This window comes from Rhodoferax sp. MLSD5-FHT05B10 (genome assembly GCF_058793415.1).
Window position 1 is genome coordinate 256,342 of the sequence record NZ_JBXAFT010000001.1, and the last position, 26,141, is coordinate 282,482.

General features: G+C 65.8%; 22 protein-coding genes. 11 read left to right on the forward strand and 11 right to left on the reverse strand.

Going from position 1 to position 26,141, the window contains the following annotated elements:
* Nucleotides 1–23: 23 nt before the first annotated feature.
* The 4 genes from ytfE to mfd form a co-directional block, all read right to left on the reverse strand.
* Nucleotides 24–764, reverse strand: a complete 741-nt coding sequence (gene ytfE, locus AC1Q5W_RS01215; protein ID WP_492645903.1) for an iron-sulfur cluster repair protein YtfE — start codon at nucleotides 762–764, stop codon at nucleotides 24–26.
* Nucleotides 765–898: 134 nt separating this feature from the next.
* Complete coding sequence (gene serB, locus AC1Q5W_RS01220; protein WP_492645904.1) at nucleotides 899–1,627, reverse strand: phosphoserine phosphatase SerB; 729 nt, start codon at nucleotides 1,625–1,627, stop codon at nucleotides 899–901.
* 131 nt (nucleotides 1,628–1,758) lie between these two features.
* Nucleotides 1,759–2,319, reverse strand: coding sequence for a GNAT family N-acetyltransferase (locus tag AC1Q5W_RS01225; protein WP_492645905.1), 561 nt, complete (start codon nucleotides 2,317–2,319; stop codon nucleotides 1,759–1,761).
* The gene (gene mfd / locus AC1Q5W_RS01230) at nucleotides 2,320–5,838 is read right to left on the reverse strand and encodes a transcription-repair coupling factor (RefSeq protein WP_492645906.1); all 3,519 of its coding nucleotides are present in this window, start codon (nucleotides 5,836–5,838) and stop codon (nucleotides 2,320–2,322) included. It lies immediately after the preceding gene.
* A gap of 33 nt (nucleotides 5,839–5,871) precedes the next feature.
* Between mfd and ispD the strand changes: the two genes are divergently transcribed.
* The gene (gene ispD / locus AC1Q5W_RS01235) at nucleotides 5,872–6,585 is read left to right on the forward strand and encodes a 2-C-methyl-D-erythritol 4-phosphate cytidylyltransferase (RefSeq protein ID WP_492645907.1); all 714 of its coding nucleotides are present in this window, start codon (nucleotides 5,872–5,874) and stop codon (nucleotides 6,583–6,585) included.
* Nucleotides 6,586–6,633: 48 nt separating this feature from the next.
* Nucleotides 6,634–7,107, forward strand: coding sequence for a 2-C-methyl-D-erythritol 2,4-cyclodiphosphate synthase (gene ispF, locus AC1Q5W_RS01240; protein WP_492645908.1), 474 nt, complete (start codon nucleotides 6,634–6,636; stop codon nucleotides 7,105–7,107).
* Nucleotides 7,108–7,134: 27 nt separating this feature from the next.
* On the opposite strand, the gene AC1Q5W_RS01245 is transcribed toward ispF, so the two are convergent.
* Both AC1Q5W_RS01245 and ompR read right to left on the reverse strand, forming a co-directional pair.
* A complete protein-coding gene (locus tag AC1Q5W_RS01245; protein WP_492645909.1) occupies nucleotides 7,135–8,544 on the reverse strand; it encodes a sensor histidine kinase in 1,410 nt (469 codons plus the stop codon).
* A gap of 17 nt (nucleotides 8,545–8,561) precedes the next feature.
* Nucleotides 8,562–9,293, reverse strand: a complete 732-nt coding sequence (gene ompR, locus AC1Q5W_RS01250) for an osmolarity response regulator transcription factor OmpR (protein ID WP_492645910.1) — start codon at nucleotides 9,291–9,293, stop codon at nucleotides 8,562–8,564.
* Nucleotides 9,294–9,447: 154 nt separating this feature from the next.
* Here ompR and AC1Q5W_RS01255 point away from each other — a divergent pair, with 154 nt between their 5' ends.
* From AC1Q5W_RS01255 to AC1Q5W_RS01270, 4 genes are all read left to right on the forward strand, one after another.
* The gene (locus AC1Q5W_RS01255) at nucleotides 9,448–9,756 is read left to right on the forward strand and encodes a hypothetical protein (RefSeq protein ID WP_492645911.1); all 309 of its coding nucleotides are present in this window, start codon (nucleotides 9,448–9,450) and stop codon (nucleotides 9,754–9,756) included.
* 47 nt (nucleotides 9,757–9,803) lie between these two features.
* Nucleotides 9,804–10,514, forward strand: a complete 711-nt coding sequence (locus AC1Q5W_RS01260) for an SIMPL domain-containing protein (protein ID WP_492645912.1) — start codon at nucleotides 9,804–9,806, stop codon at nucleotides 10,512–10,514.
* Between the two features lie 5 nt (nucleotides 10,515–10,519).
* A complete protein-coding gene (locus AC1Q5W_RS01265; protein ID WP_492645913.1) occupies nucleotides 10,520–11,806 on the forward strand; it encodes a hypothetical protein in 1,287 nt (428 codons plus the stop codon).
* Nucleotides 11,807–11,904: 98 nt separating this feature from the next.
* The gene (locus tag AC1Q5W_RS01270; RefSeq protein WP_492645914.1) at nucleotides 11,905–14,373 is read left to right on the forward strand and encodes a protein kinase domain-containing protein; all 2,469 of its coding nucleotides are present in this window, start codon (nucleotides 11,905–11,907) and stop codon (nucleotides 14,371–14,373) included.
* Nucleotides 14,374–14,384: 11 nt separating this feature from the next.
* Here AC1Q5W_RS01270 and AC1Q5W_RS01275 read toward each other — a convergent pair whose 3' ends face one another.
* Nucleotides 14,385–15,155 (reverse strand): 3-hydroxybutyrate dehydrogenase, encoded by a 771-nt coding sequence (locus AC1Q5W_RS01275; protein ID WP_492645915.1) that lies wholly within the window; start codon nucleotides 15,153–15,155, stop codon nucleotides 14,385–14,387.
* Nucleotides 15,156–15,227: 72 nt separating this feature from the next.
* Between AC1Q5W_RS01275 and AC1Q5W_RS01280 the strand changes: the two genes are divergently transcribed.
* The 4 genes from AC1Q5W_RS01280 to AC1Q5W_RS01295 are packed head-to-tail and all read left to right on the forward strand — an operon-like array spanning nucleotide 15,228 to nucleotide 20,330.
* Nucleotides 15,228–16,124, forward strand: coding sequence for an alpha/beta fold hydrolase (locus AC1Q5W_RS01280; protein WP_492645916.1), 897 nt, complete (start codon nucleotides 15,228–15,230; stop codon nucleotides 16,122–16,124).
* 9 nt (nucleotides 16,125–16,133) lie between these two features.
* Nucleotides 16,134–18,359 (forward strand): RelA/SpoT family protein, encoded by a 2,226-nt coding sequence (locus tag AC1Q5W_RS01285; RefSeq protein ID WP_492645917.1) that lies wholly within the window; start codon nucleotides 16,134–16,136, stop codon nucleotides 18,357–18,359.
* Nucleotides 18,360–18,370: 11 nt separating this feature from the next.
* A complete protein-coding gene (gene sbcB / locus AC1Q5W_RS01290) occupies nucleotides 18,371–19,822 on the forward strand; it encodes an exodeoxyribonuclease I (RefSeq protein WP_492645918.1) in 1,452 nt (483 codons plus the stop codon).
* A 31-nt stretch (nucleotides 19,823–19,853) separates the two neighbouring features.
* On the forward strand, nucleotides 19,854–20,330 hold the full coding sequence (locus tag AC1Q5W_RS01295; RefSeq protein WP_492645919.1) for an FKBP-type peptidyl-prolyl cis-trans isomerase: 477 nt from the start codon (nucleotides 19,854–19,856) through the stop codon (nucleotides 20,328–20,330).
* A gap of 12 nt (nucleotides 20,331–20,342) precedes the next feature.
* Here AC1Q5W_RS01295 and AC1Q5W_RS01300 read toward each other — a convergent pair whose 3' ends face one another.
* Nucleotides 20,343–21,599: a class I SAM-dependent methyltransferase gene (locus AC1Q5W_RS01300; protein WP_492646189.1), complete on the reverse strand. Its 1,257-nt coding sequence runs from the start codon at nucleotides 21,597–21,599 to the stop codon at nucleotides 20,343–20,345.
* Between the two features lie 203 nt (nucleotides 21,600–21,802).
* Here AC1Q5W_RS01300 and AC1Q5W_RS01305 point away from each other — a divergent pair, with 203 nt between their 5' ends.
* On the forward strand, nucleotides 21,803–22,429 hold the full coding sequence (locus tag AC1Q5W_RS01305) for a phosphoribosyltransferase (protein ID WP_492645920.1): 627 nt from the start codon (nucleotides 21,803–21,805) through the stop codon (nucleotides 22,427–22,429).
* A gap of 66 nt (nucleotides 22,430–22,495) precedes the next feature.
* Here AC1Q5W_RS01305 and AC1Q5W_RS01310 read toward each other — a convergent pair whose 3' ends face one another.
* The 3 genes from AC1Q5W_RS01310 to AC1Q5W_RS01320 form a co-directional block, all read right to left on the reverse strand.
* Complete coding sequence (locus tag AC1Q5W_RS01310; RefSeq protein WP_492645921.1) at nucleotides 22,496–23,776, reverse strand: amidohydrolase family protein; 1,281 nt, start codon at nucleotides 23,774–23,776, stop codon at nucleotides 22,496–22,498.
* An 82-nt stretch (nucleotides 23,777–23,858) separates the two neighbouring features.
* The gene (upp, locus tag AC1Q5W_RS01315) at nucleotides 23,859–24,488 is read right to left on the reverse strand and encodes a uracil phosphoribosyltransferase (RefSeq protein ID WP_492645922.1); all 630 of its coding nucleotides are present in this window, start codon (nucleotides 24,486–24,488) and stop codon (nucleotides 23,859–23,861) included.
* An 88-nt stretch (nucleotides 24,489–24,576) separates the two neighbouring features.
* Nucleotides 24,577–26,103, reverse strand: coding sequence for a helicase HerA-like domain-containing protein (locus AC1Q5W_RS01320; RefSeq protein WP_492645923.1), 1,527 nt, complete (start codon nucleotides 26,101–26,103; stop codon nucleotides 24,577–24,579).
* Nucleotides 26,104–26,141 lie beyond the last annotated feature (38 nt).

Here is a 26,141-nt window from a genome sequence, read left to right on the forward strand (position 1 = left end):
CCGGCCGCAGCCGGGTTGTCCGCTTACTGGCAGCCGCAGCCACCACCACCGCCGCAACCGGTGGATTGGGGTGCCGGAGCGGGAGCCGCCTCGAACATCGGGAACAGGACGTTGTTTTCCAGGTGGATGTGGTTGATCAGGTCGTCGGTGAACTGGGCAATGCCGGTATACAGCGCGCGCCAGGTGTTGCAGGCACCCTGGGGCGGGGTCGCGTCGTTGGTGAGTGCGTTGACCTTGTCCAGTGCTGCGCCGTGGTCGATGTGCTCAGAGCGCATCATGCCGATGGGCTGGCTTGCCATGGGGTGACCACCGGCCTTGAGCATGGGGAACAAAACCATTTCTTCCTTCTGCATGTGACCCAGCAGTTCCTGGTGCATTTCTTCCAGCAGATCGGCCAGGCCGGCGGGCACGTTGGGGTTGTTCTGGTGCACGGTCTCCACGCGGTGGGCCATGCGGATCAGCTCGGGCAACTGGGCGCGGTGGACTTCGTGGTAACGCGACAGGATGTGGTCGATCAGCGCGGAGGGTGTCACGTCGGTAGGCACTTCGGACGGGCGCTCCAGCGCGGCCAGCTGGCCCAGCAGGGCGTTGAGGTCCAGGTTCTTGTCCTGTGCGGCCTGGCGCAGGCTGACGTTGCCGTGGCAGCAGAAATCCAGCTTCAACTGACGGAACACGGCGGTGGCACCCGGCAATTCCACGGCAATGCTGCCCAGGGATTGTTCGGCGCGGTCAGTGGAAGATTCAAATTGCTGTCTGGCGTTCATGGGGATCATCCTTAAAGGTTCATGCGATGGCGGTATTTTACGACAAAAGTACAATCAGTATGCATCTTTTGTCTTGGCGCAGGGCAAGACGGAGATCCCGTAAAACGGGTGCCTGGAGGCTCCCGTAGGCGGCGTCAGCCGGCGTGCAGCACTTCCAGCAGGCGGTCCAGGCCGCCGGCGTCAATGGCCACATGGGCCTGCGCGCGGACGGCGGGTTTGGCGTGGTAGGCCACCGACAGGCCGGCCACGCCCATCATCGGCAGATCGTTGGCGCCGTCGCCCACGGCAATGGTCTGCTCCATGCCAATACCCATCAGCGAGGCCACTTCCATGAGGGTGCGGCGTTTCTCCGCGCCGTCGCAGATGTCGCCCCAGGACTGGTTGACCATGCGCCCGGTCAGCATGCCGCAGTTGGGGCCGCTTTCCAGTTCCAGCACATTGGAGCGGGCAAAGTCGATGCCCAGACGCTCCTTGACCCGATCGGCAAAGAAGGTGAAACCGCCCGACACCAGCAGCACCTTGAGCCCGGCCTTCTTGCAGGCAGCCACCAGTTCGCCAGCGCCGGGGTTGAGCTGCAGGCGCTGGGTGTAGACCTGCTCCATGTCGGCCACGGTCACGCCCTTGAGCAGGGCCACGCGGCGGCGCAGGCTGTCCTTGAAGTCGGCAATCTCGCCGCGCATGGACGCCTCGGTGATGGCTGCCACCTCGTCCTTGCGGCCCACCGCATCGGCGATTTCGTCCACGCACTCGATGTTGATGAGGGTGGAGTCCATGTCAAAGGCGATGAGCTTGAAATCGGACAGTTTCTTGCCGCTGGGGCAGTTGCGAAGAACCAGGCCGGGGGCGAATGGGGTGGCTTGCATGGAAATTTGCTATCAAATAAGTAGCTGCTTGCGCAGTATCTACGGGCTCTGGAGTCTTTTTTTTGCGCTAAAAACTGGGACGCTGGCGATGCCGGGTAGTTTAATCGCTGGGCCAGACCGGTGTACGGCCGTCAGGTATGGGGCAGAGGGCGGCGCATGACCAGGCCGTCTTCGGGCGTGCCACTATGGGGGCCGAAGAATCCATCCAGGCGGGCCACTTCCACAAACCCGGCGCCGGCGTAGATGCGCCGGGCCGCGGCCCAGTTGGCGTTGACCAACAGCACCGCAGACCGCAAGCCGGGGAAGGCCTGCACCGCATGGGCCATGCAGCCCCGCAGCAGCGCCGCCCCCAGGCCCTGGCCGCGCACGTGGGGCGCCAGGGTCATGGAGCTGATGTACAGCTCAGTTCCGTGCTCCGGGGCGTGGCGTTCGCGGATGTCGTGGCCCAGCTCAAAGTGCGCGGCGTCCGGCTCGGGTGTGCTCTGCCAGATTTCCGAGAACACGCAGCCCACGCAATCGGCTCCGCGCCAGGCCATGAGCGAACCCTGGGGAAAGGTGGCAATGCGCTGGGCGTAGGCGCTGCGCTGTTCCTGGTGGCTGGCGGCAAAGCCCAGGCATTCCAGCTCCATGATGCGGTCCAGGTCTGCGGCGCTGGCCTCTACCAGGCGCAGCGTGTGGGTGGGCGTGGGCATTCAGGCGGTCACCACGGGTTGCCCCAGGCTGCGCAGCACATCCCGCACCATCTGCGCCCGGTCACGGGTTTCCGGCAGCGCACGCTCGATGCGCAGCTTTTCGTTGCCTACCAGTTTGATGTGCTTGTTCTTCTGGATCAGCGCGATCACGCCCATGGGGTCGATGGGCGCGTCCTTCTTGAAGGTGATGTTGATGACGCCCGGTGCTGCATCCACCTTGACCACGCCATAGGGCCTGGCCAGCACGCGCAGGCGGTGCACGTCGATCAGCGTTTGTGCCTGGGCCGGCAGCTTGCCGAAGCGGTCCACGACTTCTTCCAGCAGGGCGTCCACCTGGTCGCTGGTCTTGGCCGTGGCCAGCTTCTTGTAGAAACTCAGGCGCAGGTGCACGTCGCCGCAGTAGTCGTCGGGCAGCAGGGCGGGGGCATGCAGGTTGATCTCGGTCGTCACATTGAGCGGGCTGAGCAGATCGGGCTCAATGCCGGCCTTGAGGCAGCGCACGGCTTCACTCAGCATCTCGTTGTAGAGCTGGAAGCCCACTTCGAGCATGTTGCCGCTCTGGTTCTCGCCCAGCACTTCGCCGGCGCCGCGAATCTCCAGGTCGTGCATGGCTAGGTAGAAGCCGCTGCCCAGTTCCTCCATCTGCTGGATGGCGTCCAGGCGCTGCTGGGCCTGCTTGGTCAGTCCTTCGATGTCGGGCACCATGAGGTAGGCATAGGCTTGGTGGTGGCTGCGGCCGACCCGCCCGCGCAACTGGTGCAACTGCGCCAGGCCGAACTTGTCGGCACGGCTCATGATGATGGTGTTGGCGCTGGGCACGTCAATGCCGGTTTCGATGATGGTGGAACACAGCAGCAGGTTGGTGCGCTGGGCGATGAAGTCGCGCATCACCGCCTCCAGCTGGCGCTCGGGCATCTGGCCGTGGGCCACGGCAATTCGGGCCTCGGGCAGCAGCTCTTCGAGCTTGGCGCGGCGGTTCTCGATGGTTTCCACCTCGTTGTGCAGGAAGTAGACCTGGCCGCCGCGCTTGAGTTCGCGCAGCACGGCCTCGCGAATCACGCCGTTGCCCTCGGTGCGCACAAAGGTCTTGATGGCCAGGCGGCGCTGTGGCGCGGTGGCAATGACCGAGAGGTCGCGCAGGCCTTCCAGTGCCATGCCCATGGTGCGGGGGATGGGCGTGGCGGTGAGCGTGAGCACGTCCACTTCGGCACGCAGGGCCTTCATCTGTTCCTTGTGGCGCACGCCAAAGCGGTGTTCCTCGTCGATGATCAAGAGGCCCAGGTTCTTGAAGTGCGTGTCCTGGCTCAAGAGCTTGTGCGTGCCCACCACGATGTCCACCGTGCCATCGGCCACGCCCTTGAGTGCAGCGTTGATCTCCTTGGTGGAGCGAAAGCGGCTCATCTCCGCCACCTTGACCGGCCACTTGGCAAAGCGGTCGGCAATGGTCTGGAAATGCTGCTCGGCCAGGAGCGTGGTCGGCGCCAGGATGGCCACCTGCTTGCCGCCGGTCACGGCCACGAAGGCGGCGCGCAGGGCGACCTCGGTCTTGCCAAAGCCCACGTCGCCGCAGACCAGGCGGTCCATGGGGCGCGGGCTGATCATGTCTTGGATCACGGCGTGGATAGCGGCGCTCTGGTCGGGCGTCTCATCAAAACCAAAGTCGTTGGCAAAGGTCTCGTAGTCCTGCGGCGAATAGCGGAAGGCGTGACCCTCGCGTGCCGCTCTGCGGGCGTAGATGTTGAGCAGCTCGGCAGCCGAGTCGCGCACCTGTTCGGCGGCCCGGCGCTTGGCTTTTTCCCACTGGCCGCTGCCCAGCTTGTGCAGGGGCGCTTCGTCGGCGCTCACCCCGGTGTAGCGGCTGATGAGCTGCAGCTGGCTGACCGGCACATACAGCGTGGCCTGGTCGGCGTATTCCAGGTGCAGGAACTCCTGCATTTCGGGCTCGCCATTGGCCTGCACCTGCCCCAGGTCCAGGTGGATCAGACCGCGGTAGCGGCCAATGCCGTGCTGCGAGTGCACCACCGGGTCGCCCACGTTGAGCTCGCTCAGGTCCTTAATGAGGGCTTCCACATCGCTGACCTGTTCCTGCTTCTTGCGCCGGCGCGTGGTCGGGCCGGCCGCAAACAGTTCGGTTTCGGTGACCAGGTCCAGGCCGGTTTCCAGCCAGCTGAAGCCGGCCGTCAGGGCGGCGGTGGCAATGCCGAATTTTTCGGTGCTGGTCTGAAAGTCCAGCAGCGAATCGAAGGCCGGCGGGTGAATGCCGCTGGCACGCAGGAAGTCCAGCAGGCTTTCGCGGCGGCCGTCGCTCTCGGCCAGCACCAGAATGCGCTGCTGCGTGTTGCGGGCGTGGCCCTTGAGGCGCGCCAGCGGGTCTTCCGTGCCACGCTCGGCGGCCAGCGGGGGCAGGGTTTCCAGTTCGGCATAGGGTGAGACCGAAGTTTCGGACTCATTTATGGCTGTAGCACCCGTGGAATCCGCGTGAACAGCTCCTGATTTGATAGCGAGTTGCGCGTAGCCGTTGGCGCGCGCGTAGAACTGTTCAGTGCCCAGAAACAGCGATTCCGGTGGCAGGGCCGGGCGCTCCGGGTCGCCCTGCACCAGGCGGTAGCGGTCCTTGGTGTCCTGCCAGAAGCGCTGGAAGGAGCCTTCCAGGTCGCCGTGCAGCACCACTGTGGCGTCGGCTCCCACATAGTCGAACACCGTGGCGGTTTCTTCGAAGAACAGCGGCAGGTAGTACTCGATGCCGGCGGTGGCTACCCCGTTGCCCATGTCCTTGTAGATGCGGCTCTTGGTCGGGTCGCCCTCCAGCAGCTCGCGCCAGCGGCTGCGAAAGCGCGCCCTGGCGTCGTCGTCCATGGGGAACTCGCGCCCGGGCAGCAGCCGCACTTCGGGCACCGGGTACAGGCTGCGCTGGCTGTCGGGGTCGAAGGTGCGGATGGAGTCGATCTCGTTGTCGAACAGGTCCACGCGGTACGGCACGGGGCTACCCATGGGAAACAAGTCGATCAGCCCCCCGCGCACCGCGTATTCGCCGGGGCTCACCACCTGCGTAACGTGGCTGTAGCCGGCCAGCGTGAGCTGGGCCTTGAGCCTGGCCTCGTCCAGCTTCTGCTTGACCTTGAACTCAAAGGTGTAGCCGGCCAGAAAACTGGGCGGTGCCAGGCGGTACAGCGCCGTGGTGGCGGGCACGATGACCACATCGGCACCAGTTTCCTTGTCGCGCTGGCTGATGCGCCACAGCGTGGCCAGGCGCTCGCTGATCAGGTCCTGGTGCGGTGAAAACGTGTCGTAGGGCAGGGTTTCCCAGTCGGGAAACAGGGCGCAGCGCAGGCCCGGGGCGAAGAAGACGATCTCGTCGAGCAGGCGTTGGGCGTCGTTGGCGTCCGCGGTGACCACGGTCATGGGTTTGCCGGCGGATTTTTCGCGTTCGCCCAGGCGGGCCAGGAGCATGGCGTCGGCGGAGCCAGCGGGACGGGGCAGCGTAAAGCGCTTGCCGATCTGTAGTTTGGGTAAATCCATGGAGGGCTTGATTTTAGAATGGGGCACTCCACCATGACCGACACGCCCACCAATCCCCCCTCCGCCGCCCGCATTTGGGCCCTGATTCCCTGTGCCGGAACCGGTTCGCGCGCCGGCGCGCAAGGCCCCAAGCAGTACCAGCCCGTGGCGGGCCAGCCCATGGTGCTGCACACGCTGGCCGCTTTTGCGGGCGTGCACCGCCTGGCCGGCGTGCTGGTGGTAGTTTCGGCAGGCGACACGTTTTTCGAGTCGGCTGGCGCTACTGTTTTGATAGCTGACTGCGGAGGTTCCACAAGGGCTTCCAGCGTATTCAATGGCCTGAATGCGTTGCTGGAACAGGGCGCCGCGCCATCGGACTGGGTGCTGGTGCATGACGCCGCCCGCTGCCTGATCACCGCCGAGCAGATCAACACCCTGCTGGATGCCTGCCTGCAGGACGCTGTGGGCGGCTTGCTGGCGCTGAAATTACCCGACACCCTCAAGCGCGAGGCTGGCGGACGGGTGGCCCAGACCGTGGAGCGGGGTGACAAATGGCTGGCCCAAACGCCCCAGATGTTCCGCATTGGAGACCTGCAGCAGGCACTGCAGGCTGCCGGCGACAGCGTGACGGACGAATCCAGCGCCATGGAATACCTGGGCAAGGCACCGCTGCTGGTGGAAGGCAGCGCGCAGAACTTCAAGGTGACCTATCCGCAGGACTTTGCGCTGGCGCAGGCGGTCCTGCAGGCGCGGGCGGCGGTGCCGTGAGCGGCGCCGGCCCGGTCAGAATGCCAACCTGTTTGAAACGAGGACTCCATGAAACTACGCATCGGTGAAGGCTGGGACATTCACGCCCTGGTGGAAGGGCGCAAGCTTGTGCTGGGCGGGGTGGAAATTCCCCACAGCAAGGGCCTGCTGGGGCATTCCGACGCCGATGCGCTGCTGCACGCCATTACCGATGCGCTCCTGGGTGCGGCGGCATTGGGCGACATTGGCACGCACTTTCCGGATACCGATGCCCGCTTCAAGGGCGCCGATTCCACCGTGCTGCTGGCCGAGGCCGCGCGCCGCGTGCGCGAGCAGGGCTACGCGATTGGCAATGTGGACAGTACCGTGGTGGCCCAGGCGCCCAAGCTGATGCCGCACATACCGGCCATGCGTGCGCGCATTGCGCAGGTGCTGGGCGTGGCGGTGGAGCAGGTCAACGTAAAAGCCAAGACTGCGGAAAAGATGGGCCCGGTGGGCGAGGGCCTGGCCATGGAAGCACGCGCCGTCGTCCTGCTGGTCTGACAGGCTCTGCCTGCAGCCCGGCGGTGGTCAGAGGTGGGAGCCGCGGCGCAACTTGATGTGGGCCGACAAGCCGCCTGATTTGGAGTTGGCCAGCACAAACGCGCCGCCCATGCGGCGCACCGTCTTGTCCACAATGGCCAGCCCCAGCCCGGCGCCGTTGGCGGCGGTGCGCGCCGCTTCGCCGCGGTAGAACGGCTGGGTCAGGTTGGCCAGCTGGGCTTCGGCCACGCCCATGCCATGGTCGCGAATCTTGATGAGCACCCACTCGTCACGGGCGATCGCGGCAATGTCGATGATGGCCACGCCGGTGTGCGGGGACTTACCGTAGCGGCGGGCATTTTCCAGCAGGTTGGAGACAATTCTGCCGAGCTCCACTTCGTCGGCCTGCACCAGCAGATCGTCTTCCAGGTTGACGTGGATGCGCACGTCGTCCCGGTCCTTGAGTGAATAGATGCAGGCGTCCACCACGTCGGCCAGAATCACCACGTTGAGCTTGACCTTGTCGGGGCGCGCGTAATCCAGGAACTTGTCGATGATGGCGTCGACCTGCGCAATGTCGGCCGCCATGTGGGCGCGGGCGTCCAGATCGGCGACGCTCATCTCGGTTTCCAGCCGCAGACGCGCCAGGGGCGTGCGCAGGTCATGCGAAATGCCGGCCAGCATGACGGCGCGGTCCTGTTCCACCTTGGCCAGCCGCTGTGCCATGCGGTTGAAGCCGATGTTGACCTCGCGAATCTCGTTGGTTTGCACACTCTCGTTGAGCCGGCTGGCGGCGAAGTTGCCCTCCCGTACGCGGCTGGCGGCAAAGGACAGCTCCTTCAGCGGGCGGTTGATCAGGCGCGCGATCAGGGCCGCACCGGCCAGTGACAGCGCGCCGGCGACCACCAGCCAGATGATCCAGGTTTGCTTGCTGGCGGGGCTGAAACGCTCCTGGTCGGTCAGCAGCCAGTAGTTGTCGCCGTCAATGACGAATCCAATCCACAAACCCGGCTGGGCGTTGACGCTGCTGGCAACCACCGTGCCCGGCCCCAGGCGGGTGGTCAGTTCCAGGGCAATCTGGCGGTTGGTGGTGTCGCTGTTGAACGGGGTGAACTGGTCGCTGGGCTCACGCGGAACAATGTGCAGGCCTTCTTCGTCGCTCATGGTTTTCAGCAGCGACACCCGGGCGATGGCGTCGGCGTGGACCAGCGCCGCGCGGCTCAGGTTGACCAGGGACGCCAGTTGCTGCGCGGTCTGGATGGCGCGCGGTTCGAACTCCAGCGCGCGCAGGGTCTGCAGCCACGCCAGAATGCTGCCCAGCAGCAGCAGGGCAAGCAGGAAGAAGGTTCGCCAGAACAGGTTCAGACCGCTGTCGCCCTGCGAGGCTTCCGCCTCCACGCTGTTCTCTAGCGCATGGGGTACGCTGTTTTCAAATTCGGAAAACTGGGTTTCGGCCAATTACTCGGACTCCAGCATCAGGCCGCTTCGTCCGGGACAAACACGTAGCCCACGCCCCACACGGTCTGTATAAAGCGGGGCGATGCGGGGTCGGCTTCGATGAGCTTGCGCAGGCGTGAGACCTGGACGTCCAGGCTGCGGTCAAAGGGCTCGAACTCGCGCCCGCGGGAGAGCTGCGCCAGTTTTTCCCGGGACAGCGGTACACGCGGGTGGCGCACCAGGGCCTTGAGCATGGCGAACTCGCCGGTGGTCAAGGTCAGTTCCTCGCCGTTCTTGTGCAAGGTGCGGGCACCCAGGTCGAAGACAAAGGGGCCGAAGCAGGCCACTTCGTTGTCGATGGAAGGCGCGCCCGGGACCTCGGGCGTGGGGCGGCGGCGCAACACGGCGTGGATGCGTGCCAGCAGCTCGCGCGGGTTGAAGGGCTTGCCCAGGTAGTCATCGGCACCGACCTCCAGACCCACGATGCGGTCGATGTCCTCGCCCTTGGCCGTGAGCATGATGATGGGGGTGAGGTCGTTGGCGGCACGCAGACGCCGGCAGATGGAAAGGCCGTCCTCGCCGGGCATCATCAGGTCCAGCACGATGAGGTCGGCGGTTTCACGCATCATGACGCGGGTGAGGGACTTGCCATCCTCGGCCAGCAAGACGTCAAAGCCCTCCTGGGACAGGTAGCGTCGCAGCAGATCGCGGATGCGGGCATCGTCATCTACCACCAGGATTTTGTTGGGTCGGGTTGTGGGCTGCAGCATAGGATCGGATGAATTTGTAACAAGTGCGATTTTGCGCGGCTTGGCGGCCTTGTGCTGGTGCCAGGGGAGATTAGTTGACACAATGTTACAAATATGGGCGGCGCAATTTCAACCGGCCTCCAACAATGTGAACCAGGGTGTGTGGGAGGCCGTTATGACCGTCATGTTCAAACGCAGTGTCATTTTTCTGTCCGTCGGCATGGCCGCTGCTGTGGCACAGGCCCAGCCGGACGCCGGCGAACGTGCCAGAGCCGCGGAAGCGGTGCATACGGTACACGCGGAGGGCGCCACCAATGCGCAGCAGCGGCGGGCCGCTTTGCGCGAGGTGTTGCAGAGCCAGCGCGACGCCCGCGCCCAGCCCGGCGCCGCCTCCGGCGCGGCGCGCCAACTCAGCCCGCAGGAACGCGCGCAACTGCGCGAGCAGCTACGCCAGCAACAACCCGGTGCGCGGCCGCTTCCCTGAAGAGGGGAGCGCAGGGGCCGGCAGATCATTTTCATGGGAGTTCTTTAGTGAATATTGCTATTAAATTGCTAGCCGTCTGCACAGTGTTGACGGCTTCTGGCGGCGTTTTTTCTCAGGTTCCCAGTCCGTTGGAGCCGCACAATGTCGTGCAGCTGGCGTCCAGCGGTGTGGTGGACGTGCAGCAGGATTTGCTGACCGTCACCCTGGGCAGCACCCGGGACGGCGCCGACCCCGGGGCGGTGCAGGCCCAGGTGCGCCAGGCACTGGAGACGGCGCTGGCAGAAGCCAGAAAGACGGAGCAAACCGGTGCCATGGAGGTTCGCACGGGGGCTTTCAGCCTGCAGCCGCGCTACGGGCGCGACGGCAAGATCACCGGCTGGGTGGGCAGTGCCGAGCTGGTGCTGGAGGGGCGTGACTTTGTGCGCATCGGGGCGGCGGCGGGCAAGATCCAGACCCTGACCATCAGCAACACAGCCTTCAGCCTCAGCCGTGAAGCGCGCAGCCGGGTCGAGGCGCAGGCCCAGGAGATGGCCATTGACCGGTTCAAGGTAAAGGCCAATGACATCGCGCACAGCTTCGGCTTCGGGGGCTACACCCTGCGCGAGGTGTCCGTCAGCGCCAACGACCAGAACGTGGGACCCCGCCCGCGGTTCATGGCAGCGGAGATGAAGACCCTGGCCTCCGATGCCCCGGTGCCGCTGGAGGCGGGCAAGACGTCGGTTGTGGTCAGCGTCTCGGGCAGCGTGCAGCTCAAATAGCGCCCATGTGCGACACGCTCTTCATCCACAAAGACGGCGTCAGCTGGTTCGCCAAGAACAGCGACCGCGAACCGGATGAACCCCAGGCACTGGTGTGGCTGCCGCCGGCCCAGGGCGATGGTCCGGCCACGGTGGATGCAACCTACCTCACGGTCGCCCAGCAGAGCCGCCGCCATGGCGTGCTGCTGTCGCAGCCATCGTGGCTGTGGGGCGGCGAAATCGGCGTCAATACCCAGGGCGTTGCCATTGGCAACGAAGCGGTCTTCAGCCGGCTGGTGGATCGCCACGGCCAGGCCTTGCTGGGCATGGACCTGCTGCGGCTGGGCTTGGAGCGCGGCGGCACGGCGCGGGAGGCCCTGGACGTCATCGTCTGGCACCTCCAGCAGCATGGACAGGCGGGGCCGGCAGGCTACCGTGACAAGGGCTTTCGCTACGACAACAGTTTCCTGATCGCCGATCCGCACGAAGGGTGGGTGCTGGAGACCGCCGGCCGCTTGTGGGCCGCCAAGAAAGTCCAGGCCTGGGCGCTTTCCAACTGCTATTCGCTGACCACCGAGTTCGATCTGTGCAGCCCGGGCCTGCAAGACGAGGCCAAGCGGCTGGGCTGCTGGAGTGGCCGCGGGGACTTCAACTTCGCCCAGGCGTTTGACACTCGCCTGTACGCCTTTGTGGGCGGTGTCCACCGGCGTCGTGCCCTCAATACCGACGCCATCGCCTGCGGTCTGGAGCCGGGCTGGGCCGCACTGGCCGCCCGCTTGCGGGACCACGGACGCCACGCGGATGACTTCTCCGCCCACGACAACCGCCAGGTGTGCCTGCATGCGGGCAGCCTGCTGCGCCCGTCGCAGACCACGGCCTCCCTGATCGCCCGCCTGGCGCCAGACAGCGGCCCGCGCGTGGCGGCCACAGGCACCTCGGCTCCCTGCCTGTCCCTTTTCCAGCCGGTGCCGCTGGAGCCGGGGCAGCCGGGCGGCCCCGTGGTGGCCAGTGGCAGCCGTGTCGGGGATTGCCTGTGGTCGCGTTTTGAGCCCGTGCACCAGCGGGCCCTGTTTGATGTGGGGCTGCGGGAGCTCTTGCGAGCGGAGCGCGACGGCCTGGAAGCCGCCTTTTTCAACGCCCTGCAGCAGGCGGAACCCGACTGGTCGCTCATGGGCCGGCAGGCACGCGACTGGCACCAGCGCTGGCAGGAGCGGGTGCAGGCATCCGTGTTCCATGCACCGGGTCGCCTGGGGGCCTGGTGGCGCGCGCGGGCGGAGCGTGAAAAGGCGCAGGCACAGGCGTGTTTCCCCTAGTCCGATAAGCGCACCGTGTCAGCGCGGACGGGCCCGGTCGGTGTCATACTTGGGCACATGATCCAGAAAATGGACCGCCTCCGTAACACCGCCTGAGCATGTCTGAATTCCCTATTTTTGCGAACAGCCGACCGTCGTTGGCCACGGGCGCCCTGCGTGCGTCCGACACCCTGGGGCGGTTTGAATTGCGCAGGGTTCTGGGGCAAGGGGCGCAGTCCACCGTGTGGCTGGCCTTTGACCCCCGCCTGGAGCGGGAGGTGGCGATCAAGGTGATGCGTCCGTCCAGCGTGTCTGACGACCAGGCGGTGGCGCAATGGCTGCAGGAAGCACGCAGCGTGGGGCGTGTCACCCATCCCAACATTGTTCCGGTGTACGAGGCTGACATCCAGGACCGGCAGCCCTACCTGGTGTTCGAATACGTAGCCGGAAACACCCTGGACCAGCTTATCCGCCAGCGGGGTGCCCTGCCGGCGACCGAGGCTGTGACGCTGATGCTGGACGTGCTGGATGCCGTGGCCGTGGCCCACGCCGTTGGCGTGATCCACCGCGACCTCAAACCCTCCAACGTCCTGGTGGACTCGGCCGGGCGTGCCCGAGTAATGGACTTTGGCATCGCGGCGCGCATCCGAGACCGCAACAGCACCGAGCCGGATGTGTCCAGTGGCGGGACCATTGGCTATCTGTCGCCCGAAGCCGCCAACGGCGCTGCGCCAGCGGCCTCCATGGACATTTTTTCCGCCGGAGTAGTGCTGGCCGAGATGCTCATGGGCAAGCCCCTCATCGCGGAGCGCGATCCCTACCGGGCCGTATACCGCGTGGTGCATGAGCAGCTCATGTTGCCGCCCGGTTTGGGCGCAGACGTGGACGACGGCCTGCGCGCCATCGTCACTCGGGCACTGGCACGCGACACGTCCCAGCGGTTTGCCAGCGCCCAGGCTTTTCGCAGCGCGCTGCAGGAGTGGGCCAAGCCAGTCGCCGACACCGCGGTGGACGCCGCCGGCGCCACGGCCGCCAACAGCGGAACACTGGATTTCCTGCTGCGTCGCATGCGCCACAAGAGCGATTTTCCGGCGCTGTCGGACTCGGTGGTGCGCATCCAGAGCATGGCCGCTTCCGACACCGAAAGCGTCAACAGCGTCACCAACGAAATCCTCAAGGACGTCGCGCTGACCAACAAGCTGCTGCGGCTGGTCAACAGCGCGCATTATGCGCGCGGCGGCAGCATCAGCACCGTGTCCCGGGCGGTCACGCTGGTGGGCTTCAATGGCATCCGCAACATGGCGCTCAGCCTGGTGCTGCTGGAGCACATGCAGGACAAGGCGCATGCCGCGCAGTTGCGCGAGGAGTTTTTGCGCTCGCTGATGGCGGGCACCATCGGGAGCGAACTGTGCCCGGTCCAGCGCGAAAGCGAAGAAGCGTTTATTGGCGCCATGTTCCAGAACCTGGGGCGGCTGCTGGTGCAGTATTACTTTCCCGAAGAGGCCAGCCGCGTGCGCAGCCTGATGCAGTCGCGCCGTGAGCCCTTGACCGAAACGGCGGCGTCCTCCAACGTGCTGGGCATGACCTTTGAAGACCTGGGCCTGGGTATTGCCAAGGCGTGGGGCCTGCCGGCCAGCATCCAGCGCTGCATGCGCAAGCCGTCCGGTGCGCCGCCGCTGGTTTCACCGGCCGACTCCACCGAACGCATCCGCTGGATCGCACAGGCCTCCAATGAAATGGCCGACGTGCTTTTGCACAGCGAGCCCGACCAGGTGGCGACCCGCATGGCCGAGGTAACCCGCAAGTACGCCCGCACCATAGGCGCCAACCCCAAAGCGGTGCAGGCCGCGATTGCGAAGGCGCGCCAGAAACTGATCGATACCGCGGGGGTGATGGAAATCCGGGTTGCGCCCGGTTCAGGGGCTTCCAAACTGCTGAAAGCCCCTGACCCGCAGGCCAGCCTGGCCCTGCTGGCCGAACCCGATACCGACGCCAATCTGGGGCGCTTTGAGCTGCACGCCACCACCCCGGCTTCGCTGGATCAGGTGACGGCGCTGCAACCCAAGAGCAGCCAGGTGGCCGACACGCTGGCAGCGGGCATCCAGGACATCACCAATGCCATGGTGGAAGACTTCAAGCTCAGCGACGTGCTGCGCATGATCCTGGAAACCATGTACCGCGCCATGGAGTTCGATCACATTATTTTTTGCATGCGCGACGCCAAGACCGAGATGATGAGCGGACGGTTTGGTCTGGGCCAGGGCGTAGAGCAATACGTCAAGGGGTTCCGGGTGCCGCTCAAATCGGCCACGCCCGACCTGTTTGCCGTGGTCTGCGAAAAGGGCTCGGACACCATGATCAGCGACGCCACCGAGGCGCGCATTGTGCAGCGCCTGCCCGAGTGGTACCGCAAAGGCATCAATGCGCCCACCTTCTTGCTGTTGCCCCTGCTGATCAAGGGCGCACCGTTCGGTCTGATCTACGCCGACAAAAACACGCGTGGCGCGCTGGAACTGGACGACAAGGAACTGGCCTTGCTGCGCACCTTGCGCAACCAGGCCGTGATGGCGTTCAAGCAGTCGAGCTGAATCGTCGGGGCTTACTGGGCCGCCCAGCCGCCATCCATGTTCCAGGCCACGCCGCGTACATTATTGCCGGCGGGCGAGCAGAAGAACACCGCCAAAGCGCCCAATTCTTCGGGTGTGGTGAACTGCAGGGAGGGTTCTTTTTCGCCCAGCAGTTGCTTGGTGGCTTCCACGTTGCTGATGCCTTGCGTGGCGGCCTTGGCGTCCACCTGTTTTTGCACCAGAGGCGTCAGTACCCAGCCGGGGCAGATGGCGTTGCAGGTCACGCCGGTGGTGGCGTTTTCCAGCGCGGTGACCTTGGTCAAGCCCACTACGCCATGCTTGGCGGCCACGTAGGCAGATTTTTCCGCCGAGGCCACCAGGCCGTGGACCGAGGCCACGTTGATGATGCGGCCCCAGTTCTTGGCCAGCATGGCGGGCAGGGCCAGCCGGGTGGCGTGGAAGGCGCTGGAGAGGTTGATGGCCATGATGGCGTCCCAGCGCTCTACGGGGAAATTCTCGACCCGGGCCACATGCTGGATGCCGGCGTTGTTGACCAGAATGTCGACCCCGCCAAAGGTATGCGCAGCGTACTGCAGCATGGCTTCAATCTCGGCGGGTTTGCTCATGTCGGCGCCGTGGTAGGCCACCTGCACTCCCAGCGCGACGATAGCCGCCTTGGGGCCCTCCACGTCGCCAAAGCCGTTCAGGACGATGTTGGCGCCCTGCGCGGCCAGTGCCTTTGCAATTCCCAATCCAATGCCGCTGGTCGATCCGGTCACGAGGGCAGTTTTACCTTGGAGCATGGCGTCGCTTTCAAAAAAAAGGGGTGACGATTCAATTAGGATGTAGTCGTATTATCAAACCAAGCGCGCACCATGGCTGAACCCACCCTGAATTACCTGCATTGCCCTGACGGAGGCGCCGGCCACCGCATGGCGTACTGGGCGTGGGGCGACCCGCAGGCGGGGCATGTGGTGGTGTGCGTGCATGGCCTGTCACGCCAGGGGCGGGATTTTGACGTGCTGGCGCAGGCGCTGGTGGCACGGGCTGGCGGAGCCATCCGGGTGATTTGCCCCGATGTGGCGGGGCGCGGCCAGAGCGACTGGCTGCAGGACCCGCAGGGCTACCAGGTGCCCGTGTATGCAGCGGACATGCTGGCGCTGCTGCACCACCTGCAGCCGCAGACGCTGGACTGGGTGGGCACGAGCATGGGCGGGCTGATCGGCATGGCCGTCTGCGGGCAACCCGGGCTGCCCCTGCCGGTGCCCGTGCGCCGCCTGGTTCTCAACGATGTGGGGCCCAGCATCCAGTGGGAGGCCATTGTGCGCATTGGCGCCTACCTGGGGCGCGCGCTGCAGTTTGCATCCTTGCAGCAGGCGGCCGACGCCATGTGGGCCATTTCCAGCAGTTTTGGCCCGCATACACCGGCACAGTGGCTGGAACTGTCCCGTCACATGGTCAAGCCGGTGGCCGGTGTGCCGGGTGCGGTCACCTTGCATTACGACCCTGCCATTGCCGTGCCGTTCGGCGCGGTGACGCGGGAGGCGGCCGTGCAGGGCGAAGCCCTGCTGTGGCAGCTTTACGATGGCATTCAGGCGCAGACGCTGCTGTTGCGCGGTGCCCAGTCGGATTTGTTGTCCCGTGATACCGCCCGCCAGATGACCGAACGCGGACCCAAGGCGCGCCTGGTGGAGTTTGCCGGCGTGGGCCATGCCCCGACCCTGATTGCTGCCGACCAGGTGCAGGCTGTAACTTCTTTTTTGCTGGACTGAACCGTACGTATGAAAAGTTCGTCGTCCGAACACTCCACCAGCGCACCGCCTCCGGTGATCGCGGCCACGGCGCAAAGCCTGCCCGAGCAGGTGGATGCCCTGGCGCGCGCGCGCGCCTTTGCCGAGCCGCTGCTGGCCAGCCAGACGCTGGACACCGGCGAAAACGTGCTGGCCCACGCCGACGCCGTGGCCGCCATTCTCAAGACCATTGGCGGATCGCAGGCCATGCAGGCGGCCAGCTATCTGGTGTATGCCTGTGACCACCTGAACAAGCCGCACGAAGTCATTGCCAAGGCGTTTGGCGAAAACTTTGCCGACCTGGCGCTGGAGACCACCAAGCTGGTGCGCGTGCAGCGCATGGCCCGTCTGGCGCAAGTGTCGGCCGGCCATGCCAGCACGCCCATTCCCATGGCGCAGACGGTGGCGGCACAGACCGAGAGTGTGCGCAAGATGCTGCTGGCGTTCTCGCGCGATTTGCGGGTGGTGATGCTGCGCCTGGCCTCGCGCCTTCAGACCCTGCGGCATTTTGCGGCGACCAAGCTGCCTGTGCCTGCCGGGGTGGCCAGCGAGGCCCTGCAGGTGTTTGCGCCGCTGGCCAACCGGCTGGGCATCTGGGAAATCAAGTGGGAGATGGAGGACCTGGCCTTTCGCTTCCTGGAGCCCGATACCTACCGGGAGGTGGCGCGCCTGCTGGACGAAAAGCGCACCGAGCGGGAGGCGCGGGTGGAAAAGCTGCGCCTGCAGCTGGCGGCAGACTTGGCCAGCCAGGGCATTGCGGCCACCGTGCAGGGGCGGCCCAAGCACATTTACAGCATTGTCAAGAAGATGCGCGGCAAGTCGCTGGGGTTCGCGCAGGTGTACGACATTCGCGCCCTGCGCATTGTGGTGCCCACCGTGCCGGATTGCTATGCCGCACTAAGCTGGGTGCACAGCCATTTCACTCCGGTCGCCGACGAGTTCGACGACTACATTGCCCGGCCCAAGGCCAACGGTTACCAGTCGCTGCACACCGTGGTGCGGGACGCCTCGGGCCAACCCATCGAGATCCAGGTGCGCACCCAGGCCATGCACGACCATGCCGAGAACGGCGTGGCCGCCCATTGGGCCTACAAGGAGGCGGGCACCAAGGGCTATGCCGGGGTGTCGGCCAGCGGTGAATACGATGCCAAGATTGCCGTGCTGCGCCAGTTGCTGGCCTGGGAACGCGATCTGTCGGGTGGGCAGGGCGCCGGTTTCTTTGAGGACCGCATTTATGTTTTGACCCCCAATGCCGCCATTGTGGAGCTGCCCCAGGGCGCCACGGCGGTGGACTTTGCCTACAGCGTGCACACCAACCTGGGTCACCGCTGCCGCGGGGCCCGCGTGGATGGCGTCATGGTGCCACTCAACACCCCCTTGAAAAACGGCCAGACCGTGGAGGTGACGGTGGCCAAGGAAGGCGGCCCATCGCGCGACTGGCTCAACCCGGAGCTGGGCTTTCTGGCCAGTCCGCGGGCGCGTGCCAAGGTGCGCGCCTGGTTCAACGCCCAGGCCATGGGCGAGACGGTGGCCAAGGGCCGCGAAGCGGTGGAAAAACTGCTGCAGCGCGAGGGCAAGACTGCCATCAAGCTCGACGATCTGGCATCGCAGCTGGGCTTCAATTCGGCCGACGCGTTGTTCGAGGTGGTGGGCAAGGACGAGTTTTCCTTGCGCAACATCGAGAGCGTGCTGCGCCCTCCCGAGCCAGCGCAACCGCAAGATGATTTCGTGCTGCTCAAGAAGCCCCGCGTACCCAGTCACGCCGCCAAGGGCGGTGTGCTGGTGGTGGGGGTGGATTCGTTGATGACGCAGCTGGCCAAGTGCTGCAAGCCGGCGCCACCCGACGCCATCTGCGGCTTTGTCACCCGGGGCAAGGGCGTGAGCGTGCACCGGGCCGATTGCTCCAACCTGCGCAACATGGTCACCCGCAGTGGCGACCGCGTGATCGAGGTGGAGTGGGGCGGCGCGTCCGCAGGGGTGGGCTCGGTCTACCCGGTGGACGTGGCGATCGAGGCCAACGACCGGCAAGGGCTGCTGCGCGACATTTCCGAGGTGTTTGCCAAGGAGAAGATGAACGTGATCGGTGTGCAGACCCAGTCCATCCGCGGCATTGCCTGGATGACCTTCACCGTGGAAGTGGCCGATTCCGGGCGTCTGACCAAGGTGCTGGGCATTGTGGCGGAGCTCAGTGGTGTGCGGTCGGCACGGCGCCGCTAGGGAAAGCGCGCATGGCCGACGAACTCCATACCTTTCTCTGGCACGACTACGAGACTTTCGGCGCGCAGGCGCGGCGTGACCGGCCGGCGCAGTTTGCCGCCATCCGCACCGATGCCGATCTCAACGAGATCGATGAGCCCATCATGCTGTACTGCCAGCCGGCGCCGGATTTCCTGCCCGATCCGCAGTCCTGCCTGATCACGGGGATTACGCCGCAGCTGTGCCTGGAGCGCGGTGTGCCGGAGCACCAGTTTGCCGCCGTTATCGAGCAGGCTCTGAGCCTGCCGGGCACCATTGGCGTGGGCTACAACACCATCCGCTTTGATGACGAGATCACGCGCCACCTGTTCTGGCGCAACCTGATTGACCCCTATGCCCGCGAATGGCAGAACCACTGCGGGCGCTGGGACCTGCTGGACGTGGTGCGAACGGCCTATGCGCTGCGGCCCGATGGTATTGAGTGGCCCAGCAAATCCGAGGGGGGCGTGAGCTTCAAGCTCACGGACCTGACCGCCGCCAACGGCCTGGTGCACGAAGCCGCGCACGATGCGCTGAGCGACGTGCGCGCCACCATTGCGCTGGCGCGCCTGATCAAGCAGGCCCAGCCGCGCCTGTTTGACTTCTGCCTGGGCCTGCACCGCAAAGACCGCGTGGCGCAGGAGCTGGGCCTGCCGACCACCGTGCGCACGGCTCGGCCCTTTTTGCACATTTCGGGCATGTTCCCGGCCGAGCGCGGCTGCCTGGCCCTGATGTGGCCCTTGGCCATGCACCCCAGCAACAAGAACGAGCTGCTGGCTTGGGATCTGGCGCATGACCCGTCCGAGCTGGCCGCGCTCAAAGCCGAGACGATCCGCCTGCGGCTGTTCAGCAAGGCGGCGGATTTGCCCTCGGGCCTGACGCGGCTGCCCATCAAGTCGGTCCACCTCAACAAGTCGCCCATGGTGATGTCCAACCTGAAAGTGCTGACCGACGCCATGGCCCAACGCTGGGGTCTGGAGTGGCCAGTGCAACTGCACCACGCCGCACTGGCACGGGAGCTGCCCGACATGAGTGCCATCTGGCCCGAGGTGTTCCAGCGACCGGAGCCGCCCCGGCCGGACGTGGATGAAGACCTGTACGGCGGCTTCGTGGGCAACAGCGACCGCCGCCGCCTGAACGACCTGCGGGCCCTGTCGCCCCAGCAACTGGCCGGTGCCCATCCGGCCTTTGAAGACGCGCGGTTGCCGGAACTGCTGTTTCGCTACCGGGCGCGCAACTACCCCGAGCTGCTGACCGAAGACGAGGCCGCGCGCTGGGAGGCGCACCGTGCCGAGCGCCTGTTCGGGGGCGCGGACGGAGCCCGGACCATTGAGCAGTTGTTTGACGCGATCGATCAGCTGTCGGAATCGGCCAGCGACCGCGACGAGGCCATTCTGGGTGCGCTGTACGATTACGCCGAATCCATCGCGCCGCAGCGCGATTGATAATCTTCCTTTCCAAGACACACACTGCACCATGAAAATCCAAAAAGACACGGCCGTCACCCTGCAATTCAAGGTGGCTGACGCCACCGGCAAGCTGATCGAGGAAAGCAAGACGCCTTCGGTCTACCTGCATGGCGGTTACGACAACACCCTGCCCAAGATCGAGGCGGCGCTGGAAGGCCAGGAGCCGGGCTACCAGGTGACTCTCACCTTGTCACCCGAAGACGCCTTTGGCGTGCGGGACGAAAGCCTGGTGCGCACCATCCCCAAGTCGGAGTTTCCACCCGGGGTGAAGGTGGGCGGCCAGTTGCAGGGCCGTGGCGATGATGGCAACGAGCGCATTTTCCACGTCATGAAGATCAAGGGCCCCACCGTGCACCTGGATGGCAACCACCCGCTGGCCGGCCAGACGTTGCGCTTTACCGTGAAGGTGATCGACGTACGCGCCGCCAGCGCCGAGGAAATTGCCCACCGCCACGTGCACGGGGAACACGGGCACCACCACTGAGCGCCTGCGGGCCTAGCGCGCCGCGTACATCCAGCGGCGTGACCAAGGCTGGCCCTGCGTGCTGCGCCCGGCGCGACGGCACAGCACCTGGTAGAGCGAAACCTGGTCGTGTTCAAAGGCCCACTGGCTGCCCACCAGGTAGACGCGCCAGATGCGCCAGCGTTTCTCGTCGATCTGGGTCTTGATGCGGTCGGTCCTGGCCTCGAAGGCATCGCTCCACAGTTTGAGCGTCAGGGCGTAGTGGCGCCGCAGCCCCTCCACGTCCACGGCCTCCAGACCACCTTCCTGCAGGGTCGTCAGCACCGTGCCGATGTGCGGCAGTTCCCCCTGCGGGAACACATAGCGGTCAATGAAGCGGCCACCGCCGTAATGGGTTTCACCGTTGTGCGCGTCGGTGGAGGTGATGCCGTGGTTCAGCGCCCAGCCGTCGGGCGTGAGCAGGTCGTGAATATGCCGGAAATACTCCGTCAGGTGCTGCAGGCCCACATGCTCGAACATGCCCACGCTGCTGATGCGGTCGAATGGCCCGCTCACGTCGCGGTAGTCCTGCAGGCGGATCTCGATGCGGTCCTGCAGTCCGGTGGCGCGGACCCGTTCGCTGGCCAGTGCATGCTGGTTTTCGGACAGCGTCACGCCCACGCAGTGGGCACCCCAGTGGGAGGCCGCGCGCAGCACCAGCGCCCCCCAGCCGCAACCGATGTCCAGCAGGCGCTGACCCGGCCGCAATTGCAGCTTGGCCAGGATATGGTCGATCTTCTTCTGCTGTGCCAGTTCCAGCGATTCGTTGCCGTCTTCAAAGTAGGCGCAGGAATAGACCATGGCCGGGTCCAGCCACTCGGCATAGAACGCGTTGGACACGTCGTAGTGGTATTGGATGGCCGCGTGGTCGCCTTCCTTGGTGTGGTGGCTGGCGTGTGCCATGCGCTGGAGCAGCCGCGTGACCGGGCCGCTGCGCGGGGTGGGTCCGATGTCGCCTTCGGCGCCCGCGCGGGCCAGTTGCCATGCAACGGCAATCAGGTCCTGTGCCGAGCCGCTGATGTCGAGGTAGCCCTCGACGTAGGCCTCGCCCAGACTGCTCAGGCTGGGGGCCAGCAAGGCGGGCACGGCCGCCGGGTGGCGGATGGTCATCTCGATCCGCGGCTGGTCGAAATTGCCCAGCTTCAGGGTCTTGGGGTGTTGGGGGGCGCTGCCCCAGCGCAGCAGAACCGGCAAGTCCAGCCGGGCCCGCAGGCGGTCGGCCCAGGACGGCAGTGTCATATCGAGAGACAGCATGGTAGGGGTCCTCCTGCAGTGAAGCAGCGCACCGGTCCGGGTTGGGGCGGTGCCATCCGTGTGGCCATGAACCCTCTGCGCCGGAGGAGTTGCCATGGCACTGTCTGTGGCTTATAACGAGTTTTTTCGTCCAAAGCAAGGCGGCGGGAGCGTGTCCCTTCGCACCTGGGGGGCGAAACGGGTGAAGGAGGATCGCCACCATGCTGTTTCGTGACCGACTGGATGCGGGCCAGCAACTGGCGCAGGCCCTGCACCGCTACCGGGGGAAAAAACCGCTGGTGCTGGCCATTCCCCGTGGGGCGGTGCCCATGGGTAAGGTTGTGGCCGATGCGCTGCAGGGCGAGCTCAATGTGGTGCTGGTGCGCAAGATTGGGGCTCCGTTCTACCCGGAATTTGCCGTCGGCGCGGTGGATGAAAGTGGCTGGGTGTACCGCAACCCCGATGCGGGCGATGCCCCGGAACTGGCCCGCCATGTTGCGGCGCAACGCGAGGTGGCGCTGGAGCTGATCCGCCAGCGCCGCCAGCAGTACACGCCGGGGCGTGCGCCGGTGAGCCCGACCGGGCGCACCGTGATCGTGGTGGACGACGGGCTGGCCACCGGCTCGACCATGATCGCCGCGCTGCACGCGCTGCGCCAGCAGCAGCCGGCGCGCCTGGTGTGCGCCGTGCCGGTGGCGCCGCCCGACATCCTGCAGAAAGTGGGCCCGTATGCGGACGAGGTGGTCTGCCTGCACCAGGAGGCCGACTTCCACGCCGTGGGGCAGTTCTACCGGCACTTTGACCAGGTGGAAGACGCCGAGGTCATGGCGGTCTTGCAGGCCGCTTAGCCGCAGCGCGCGGTGGCGCGGTATTTGCTATCAAAACAAGAGCTGTCTGCGCAGTGAATACGGGCGCTAACGGCTGGAATGTATCCAGGAAACGGCATTCGACCGGCCGGGCAGGTGCAGTGTTGCGGTAGCTGCAGGCGACTGCGCCACCCGTTTGCCGCGCCGAAACACCTGGAGCCGGGTGGCACGCAGGCGAAGGGCTTCCACCGGGTCGTGCGCCTGCAGGAGCACAAAATCGGCATGGCAGCCCGGCTCCAGGCCATAGCCTTCCAGGTGCAGGATCCTGGCCGGGCTGGTGGTCACCGCGTCAAAGCACTGGCGCATGGCGGCCTGGCTGGTCATCTGCGCCACGTGCAGGCCCATGCTGGCCACTTCCAGCATGTCGGCGCTGCCCAGGCTGTACCAGGGGTCCATGACGCAGTCGTGGCCAAACGCCACGTTCACGCCGGCGGCCAGCAGCTCAGGCACGCGGGTCAGGCCGCGGCGCTTGGGGTAGCTGTCGTGGCGGCCCTGCAGGGTGATGTTGATGAGCGGGTTGGCCACCACGCTGACGCCGGCTTCGGCAATGAGCGGCAGCAGCTTGCTCACGTAGTAGTTGTCCATGCTGTGCATGGAGGTGCAGTGCGAACCGGTGACGCGGCCCTGCAGGCCCAGGCGCTGGGTTTCAAACGCCAGGGTCTCGATGTGGCGCGACAGCGGGTCGTCGGACTCGTCGCAGTGCAGGTCGACCAGCTTGCCCTGCGCGGCGGCGAGCTCGCACAGCAGCCGGACACTCTGGGCGCCTTGTTCCATGGTGCGCTCAAAGTGCGGGATGCCGCCCACCGCGTCCACCCCCATGGCCAGCGCGCGCTGCAGTTTTTCCAGGGCCTGGGGGTCGCGCAGGGCGCCGTCCTGCGGGAAGGCGACCAGCTGCAGGTCGAGGTAGGGGGCGACCCGGCGCTTGACTTCCAGCAGGGCCTGCACGGCCAGCAGGCGCGGATCGCACACGTCCACATGGCTGCGAATGGCCAACAGGCCCCGGGCCACGGCCCAGTCGCAGTAGGTCAGGGCGCGCTCAACCAGGGCGTCAAACGTGAGCTGGGGTTTGAGTTCGCCCCACAGCGCAATGCCTTCGAGCAGGGTGCCGCTGGCGTTCACGCGGGGCAGGCCGTAGCTCAGCGTGGCGTCCATGTGGAAGTGGGCGTCCACAAAGGGCGGGCTCAGCAGCAGGCCCTGGGCGTCCACCGTCTCGGCTGCAGGGGCCTGCAGGCCGCACGCCACCTCCGTGATGCGGCCGTCTTGCACGGCCACCGACATGTCGGTGCGGCCATCGGGCAGGGTGGCGTGGTGTAACAGCAGATCGAGCATCAGGATTCCCCGGTTTTGCTATCTATTGCATAGCTGCATACGCATATTGCATGCGATCTGGCGGCCTGTTTGGCACAGAAAATCACTGTGTGCCAAAAATGCGGTCACCGGCGTCGCCCAGGCCGGGCAGGATGTAGCCGTGGTCATTGAGCTGGCGGTCGATGGCGGCGGTGTAGATCGGCACGTCGGGGTGGGCGGCCTGCAAGGTGGCCACGCCCTCGGGTGCTGCCAGCAGGCACAGGAACTTGATGGACTTGGGGTTGAGCTTTTTCACGCGCTCCACGGCGGCGGCGGCCGAGTTACCGGTGGCCAGCATGGGGTCGACCACGATCACGTCGCGCGCTTCCATGTCCTTGGGCATCTTGAAGTAGTACTCCACGGCCTCCAGGGTCTTGGGGTCGCGGTACAGGCCGATGTGGCCCACGCGCGCCCCCGGCACCACGGTCAGCATGCCGTCCAGGATGCCGGTGCCGGCGCGCAGGATGGAGGCCAGCACCAGTTTCTTGCCGTCGATGACCTGGCCGGTCATCTTCTCCAGGGGGGTCTCGATCTCGATGTCCTGGGTGGGCATGTCACGCGTCACCTCGTAGGCCATCAGCATGCTCAGCTCGTTGAGCAGGCGCCGGAAGCTGCTGGTGCTGGCGTCCTTCTTGCGCATCAGCGTCAGCTTGTGCTGCACCAGCGGGTGTGTGATGACGTGTACGTTGCCCATAGGGTTTTTCTCCATGCAGGTTATGTGCCATTCCTGGCTGGTTGGTCAGGTTTTGGACAGTGTATGCCTGAAAAGGGGCGCGCCCGGCTCAGCGCCTGCCGCCCAGCAGGCTGCCCAGCACCCCCCGGATGATCTCCCGCCCCACGGTGGAACCCATGGTGCGCACGGCCGACTTGGCCATGGCCTGCGCCAGCCCCTCGTGCTGGCCGCCACGCGGTCCCGTGTGGCCAAACAGCACGTCGCCCAGGCCGCCGAGCATGCCGCCGCCCGTTTCCGCGGCCGCGCCCGCCGCCCCGGGCAGGCTGGCGCCGCCGGATGCGGGGGCGGCTGCGGCACGGGCCTTAAGCTTCTCGAACGCCGACTCACGGTCCTCGGTTTTCTCGTACACGCCGGCCACCAGCGAGCCTTGCACCAGTGCCTGGCGCTGGGCCGGCGTGATGGGGCCAATCTGGCTGCCCGGTGGCAGCACATAGACCCGCTCAGTGACGCAGGGGCGCCCTTTTTCGTCCAGCAGGGAGACCAGCGCCTCGCCCACGGCCAGCTCGGTGATGGCGGCTTCAATGTCCAGCCCGGGCTTTTGCCGCATGGTCTGGGCCGTGGCCTTGACGGCCTTCTGGTCGCGCGGGGTGAAGGCGCGCAGCGCGTGCTGCACCCGGTTGCCCAGCTGGGCCAGCACGGAGTCGGGAATGTCCAGCGGGTTCTGAGTGACGAAATACACCCCCACGCCCTTGGAGCGCACCAGGCGCACCACCAGTTCGATGCGCTCCAGCAGCGCCTTGGGCGCCTCGTTGAACAGCAGGTGGGCTTCGTCGAAGAAGAAGACCAGCTTGGGCTTGTCCAGGTCGCCCACCTCGGGCAACTGCTCAAACAGTTCGGCCAGCATCCACAGCAGGAAGGTGGCATACAGGCGCGGTGCGTTGAGCAGCTTGTCGGCCGCCAAAATGTTGACCACGCCCCGGCCCCCCACGGTCTGCATGAAATCGGCGATATTGAGCATGGGCTCGCCAAAAAACTTGTCGCCCCCCTGCGACTCCACCTGCATGAGGCCGCGCTGGATGGCGCCGATGCTGGCGGCGCTGATGTTGCCGTACTGGGTGGTGAAGTCCTTGGCGTTGTCGCCCACGTACTGCAGCATGGCGCGCAGGTCCTTCAGGTCCAGCAGCAGCAGGCCGTTGTCGTCGGCGATCCTGAACACCAGGTTGAGTACGCCCGTTTGGGTCTCATTGAGGTCCAGCATGCGCGCCAGCAGCAGCGGGCCCAGGTCACTGACGGTGGCGCGCACGGGGTGCCCCTGTTCGCCAAAGACGTCCCACAGGGTGGCGGGGCAGGCGACGGGTTCCGGCGTGTCCAGTCCGCGGTCCTTGAGGATGGCGGCCAGCTTGTCGCCCACGACTCCGGCCTGGGTGATGCCGGTGAGGTCGCCCTTGATGTCGGCCAGGAAGACCGGCACACCCATGCGGGAGAACCCTTCGGCCAGGCTTTGCAGGGTGATGGTCTTGCCGGTTCCGGTGGCGCCGGTGATGAGGCCGTGGCGGTTGGCCTTGTCGGGCAACAGGTGGCATTGGATGTCACCGTGGCGGGCAATCAGGATGCCGGTGTCTGCAGAAGTGGCCATGGAAACCTCAAAAAGTACAATCGAAACAATAGCGTAAC

Coding starts and splice junctions, on each gene's coding strand:
- ytfE (WP_492645903.1), bottom strand. CDS start 764: ATGAACGCCAGACAGCAATTTGAATCTTCCACTGACCGCGCCGAACAA.
- serB (WP_492645904.1), bottom strand. CDS start 1,627: ATGCAAGCCACCCCATTCGCCCCCGGCCTGGTTCTTCGCAACTGCCCC.
- AC1Q5W_RS01225 (WP_492645905.1), bottom strand. CDS start 2,319: ATGCCCACGCCCACCCACACGCTGCGCCTGGTAGAGGCCAGCGCCGCA.
- mfd (WP_492645906.1), bottom strand. CDS start 5,838: ATGGATTTACCCAAACTACAGATCGGCAAGCGCTTTACGCTGCCCCGT.
- ispD (WP_492645907.1), top strand. CDS start 5,872: ATGACCGACACGCCCACCAATCCCCCCTCCGCCGCCCGCATTTGGGCC.
- ispF (WP_492645908.1), top strand. CDS start 6,634: ATGAAACTACGCATCGGTGAAGGCTGGGACATTCACGCCCTGGTGGAA.
- ompR (WP_492645910.1), bottom strand. CDS start 9,293: ATGCTGCAGCCCACAACCCGACCCAACAAAATCCTGGTGGTAGATGAC.
- AC1Q5W_RS01255 (WP_492645911.1), top strand. CDS start 9,448: ATGACCGTCATGTTCAAACGCAGTGTCATTTTTCTGTCCGTCGGCATG.
- AC1Q5W_RS01265 (WP_492645913.1), top strand. CDS start 10,520: ATGTGCGACACGCTCTTCATCCACAAAGACGGCGTCAGCTGGTTCGCC.
- AC1Q5W_RS01270 (WP_492645914.1), top strand. CDS start 11,905: ATGTCTGAATTCCCTATTTTTGCGAACAGCCGACCGTCGTTGGCCACG.
- AC1Q5W_RS01275 (WP_492645915.1), bottom strand. CDS start 15,155: ATGCTCCAAGGTAAAACTGCCCTCGTGACCGGATCGACCAGCGGCATT.
- AC1Q5W_RS01280 (WP_492645916.1), top strand. CDS start 15,228: ATGGCTGAACCCACCCTGAATTACCTGCATTGCCCTGACGGAGGCGCC.
- AC1Q5W_RS01285 (WP_492645917.1), top strand. CDS start 16,134: ATGAAAAGTTCGTCGTCCGAACACTCCACCAGCGCACCGCCTCCGGTG.
- sbcB (WP_492645918.1), top strand. CDS start 18,371: ATGGCCGACGAACTCCATACCTTTCTCTGGCACGACTACGAGACTTTC.
- AC1Q5W_RS01295 (WP_492645919.1), top strand. CDS start 19,854: ATGAAAATCCAAAAAGACACGGCCGTCACCCTGCAATTCAAGGTGGCT.
- AC1Q5W_RS01305 (WP_492645920.1), top strand. CDS start 21,803: ATGCTGTTTCGTGACCGACTGGATGCGGGCCAGCAACTGGCGCAGGCC.
- AC1Q5W_RS01310 (WP_492645921.1), bottom strand. CDS start 23,776: ATGCTCGATCTGCTGTTACACCACGCCACCCTGCCCGATGGCCGCACC.
- upp (WP_492645922.1), bottom strand. CDS start 24,488: ATGGGCAACGTACACGTCATCACACACCCGCTGGTGCAGCACAAGCTG.
- AC1Q5W_RS01320 (WP_492645923.1), bottom strand. CDS start 26,103: ATGGCCACTTCTGCAGACACCGGCATCCTGATTGCCCGCCACGGTGAC.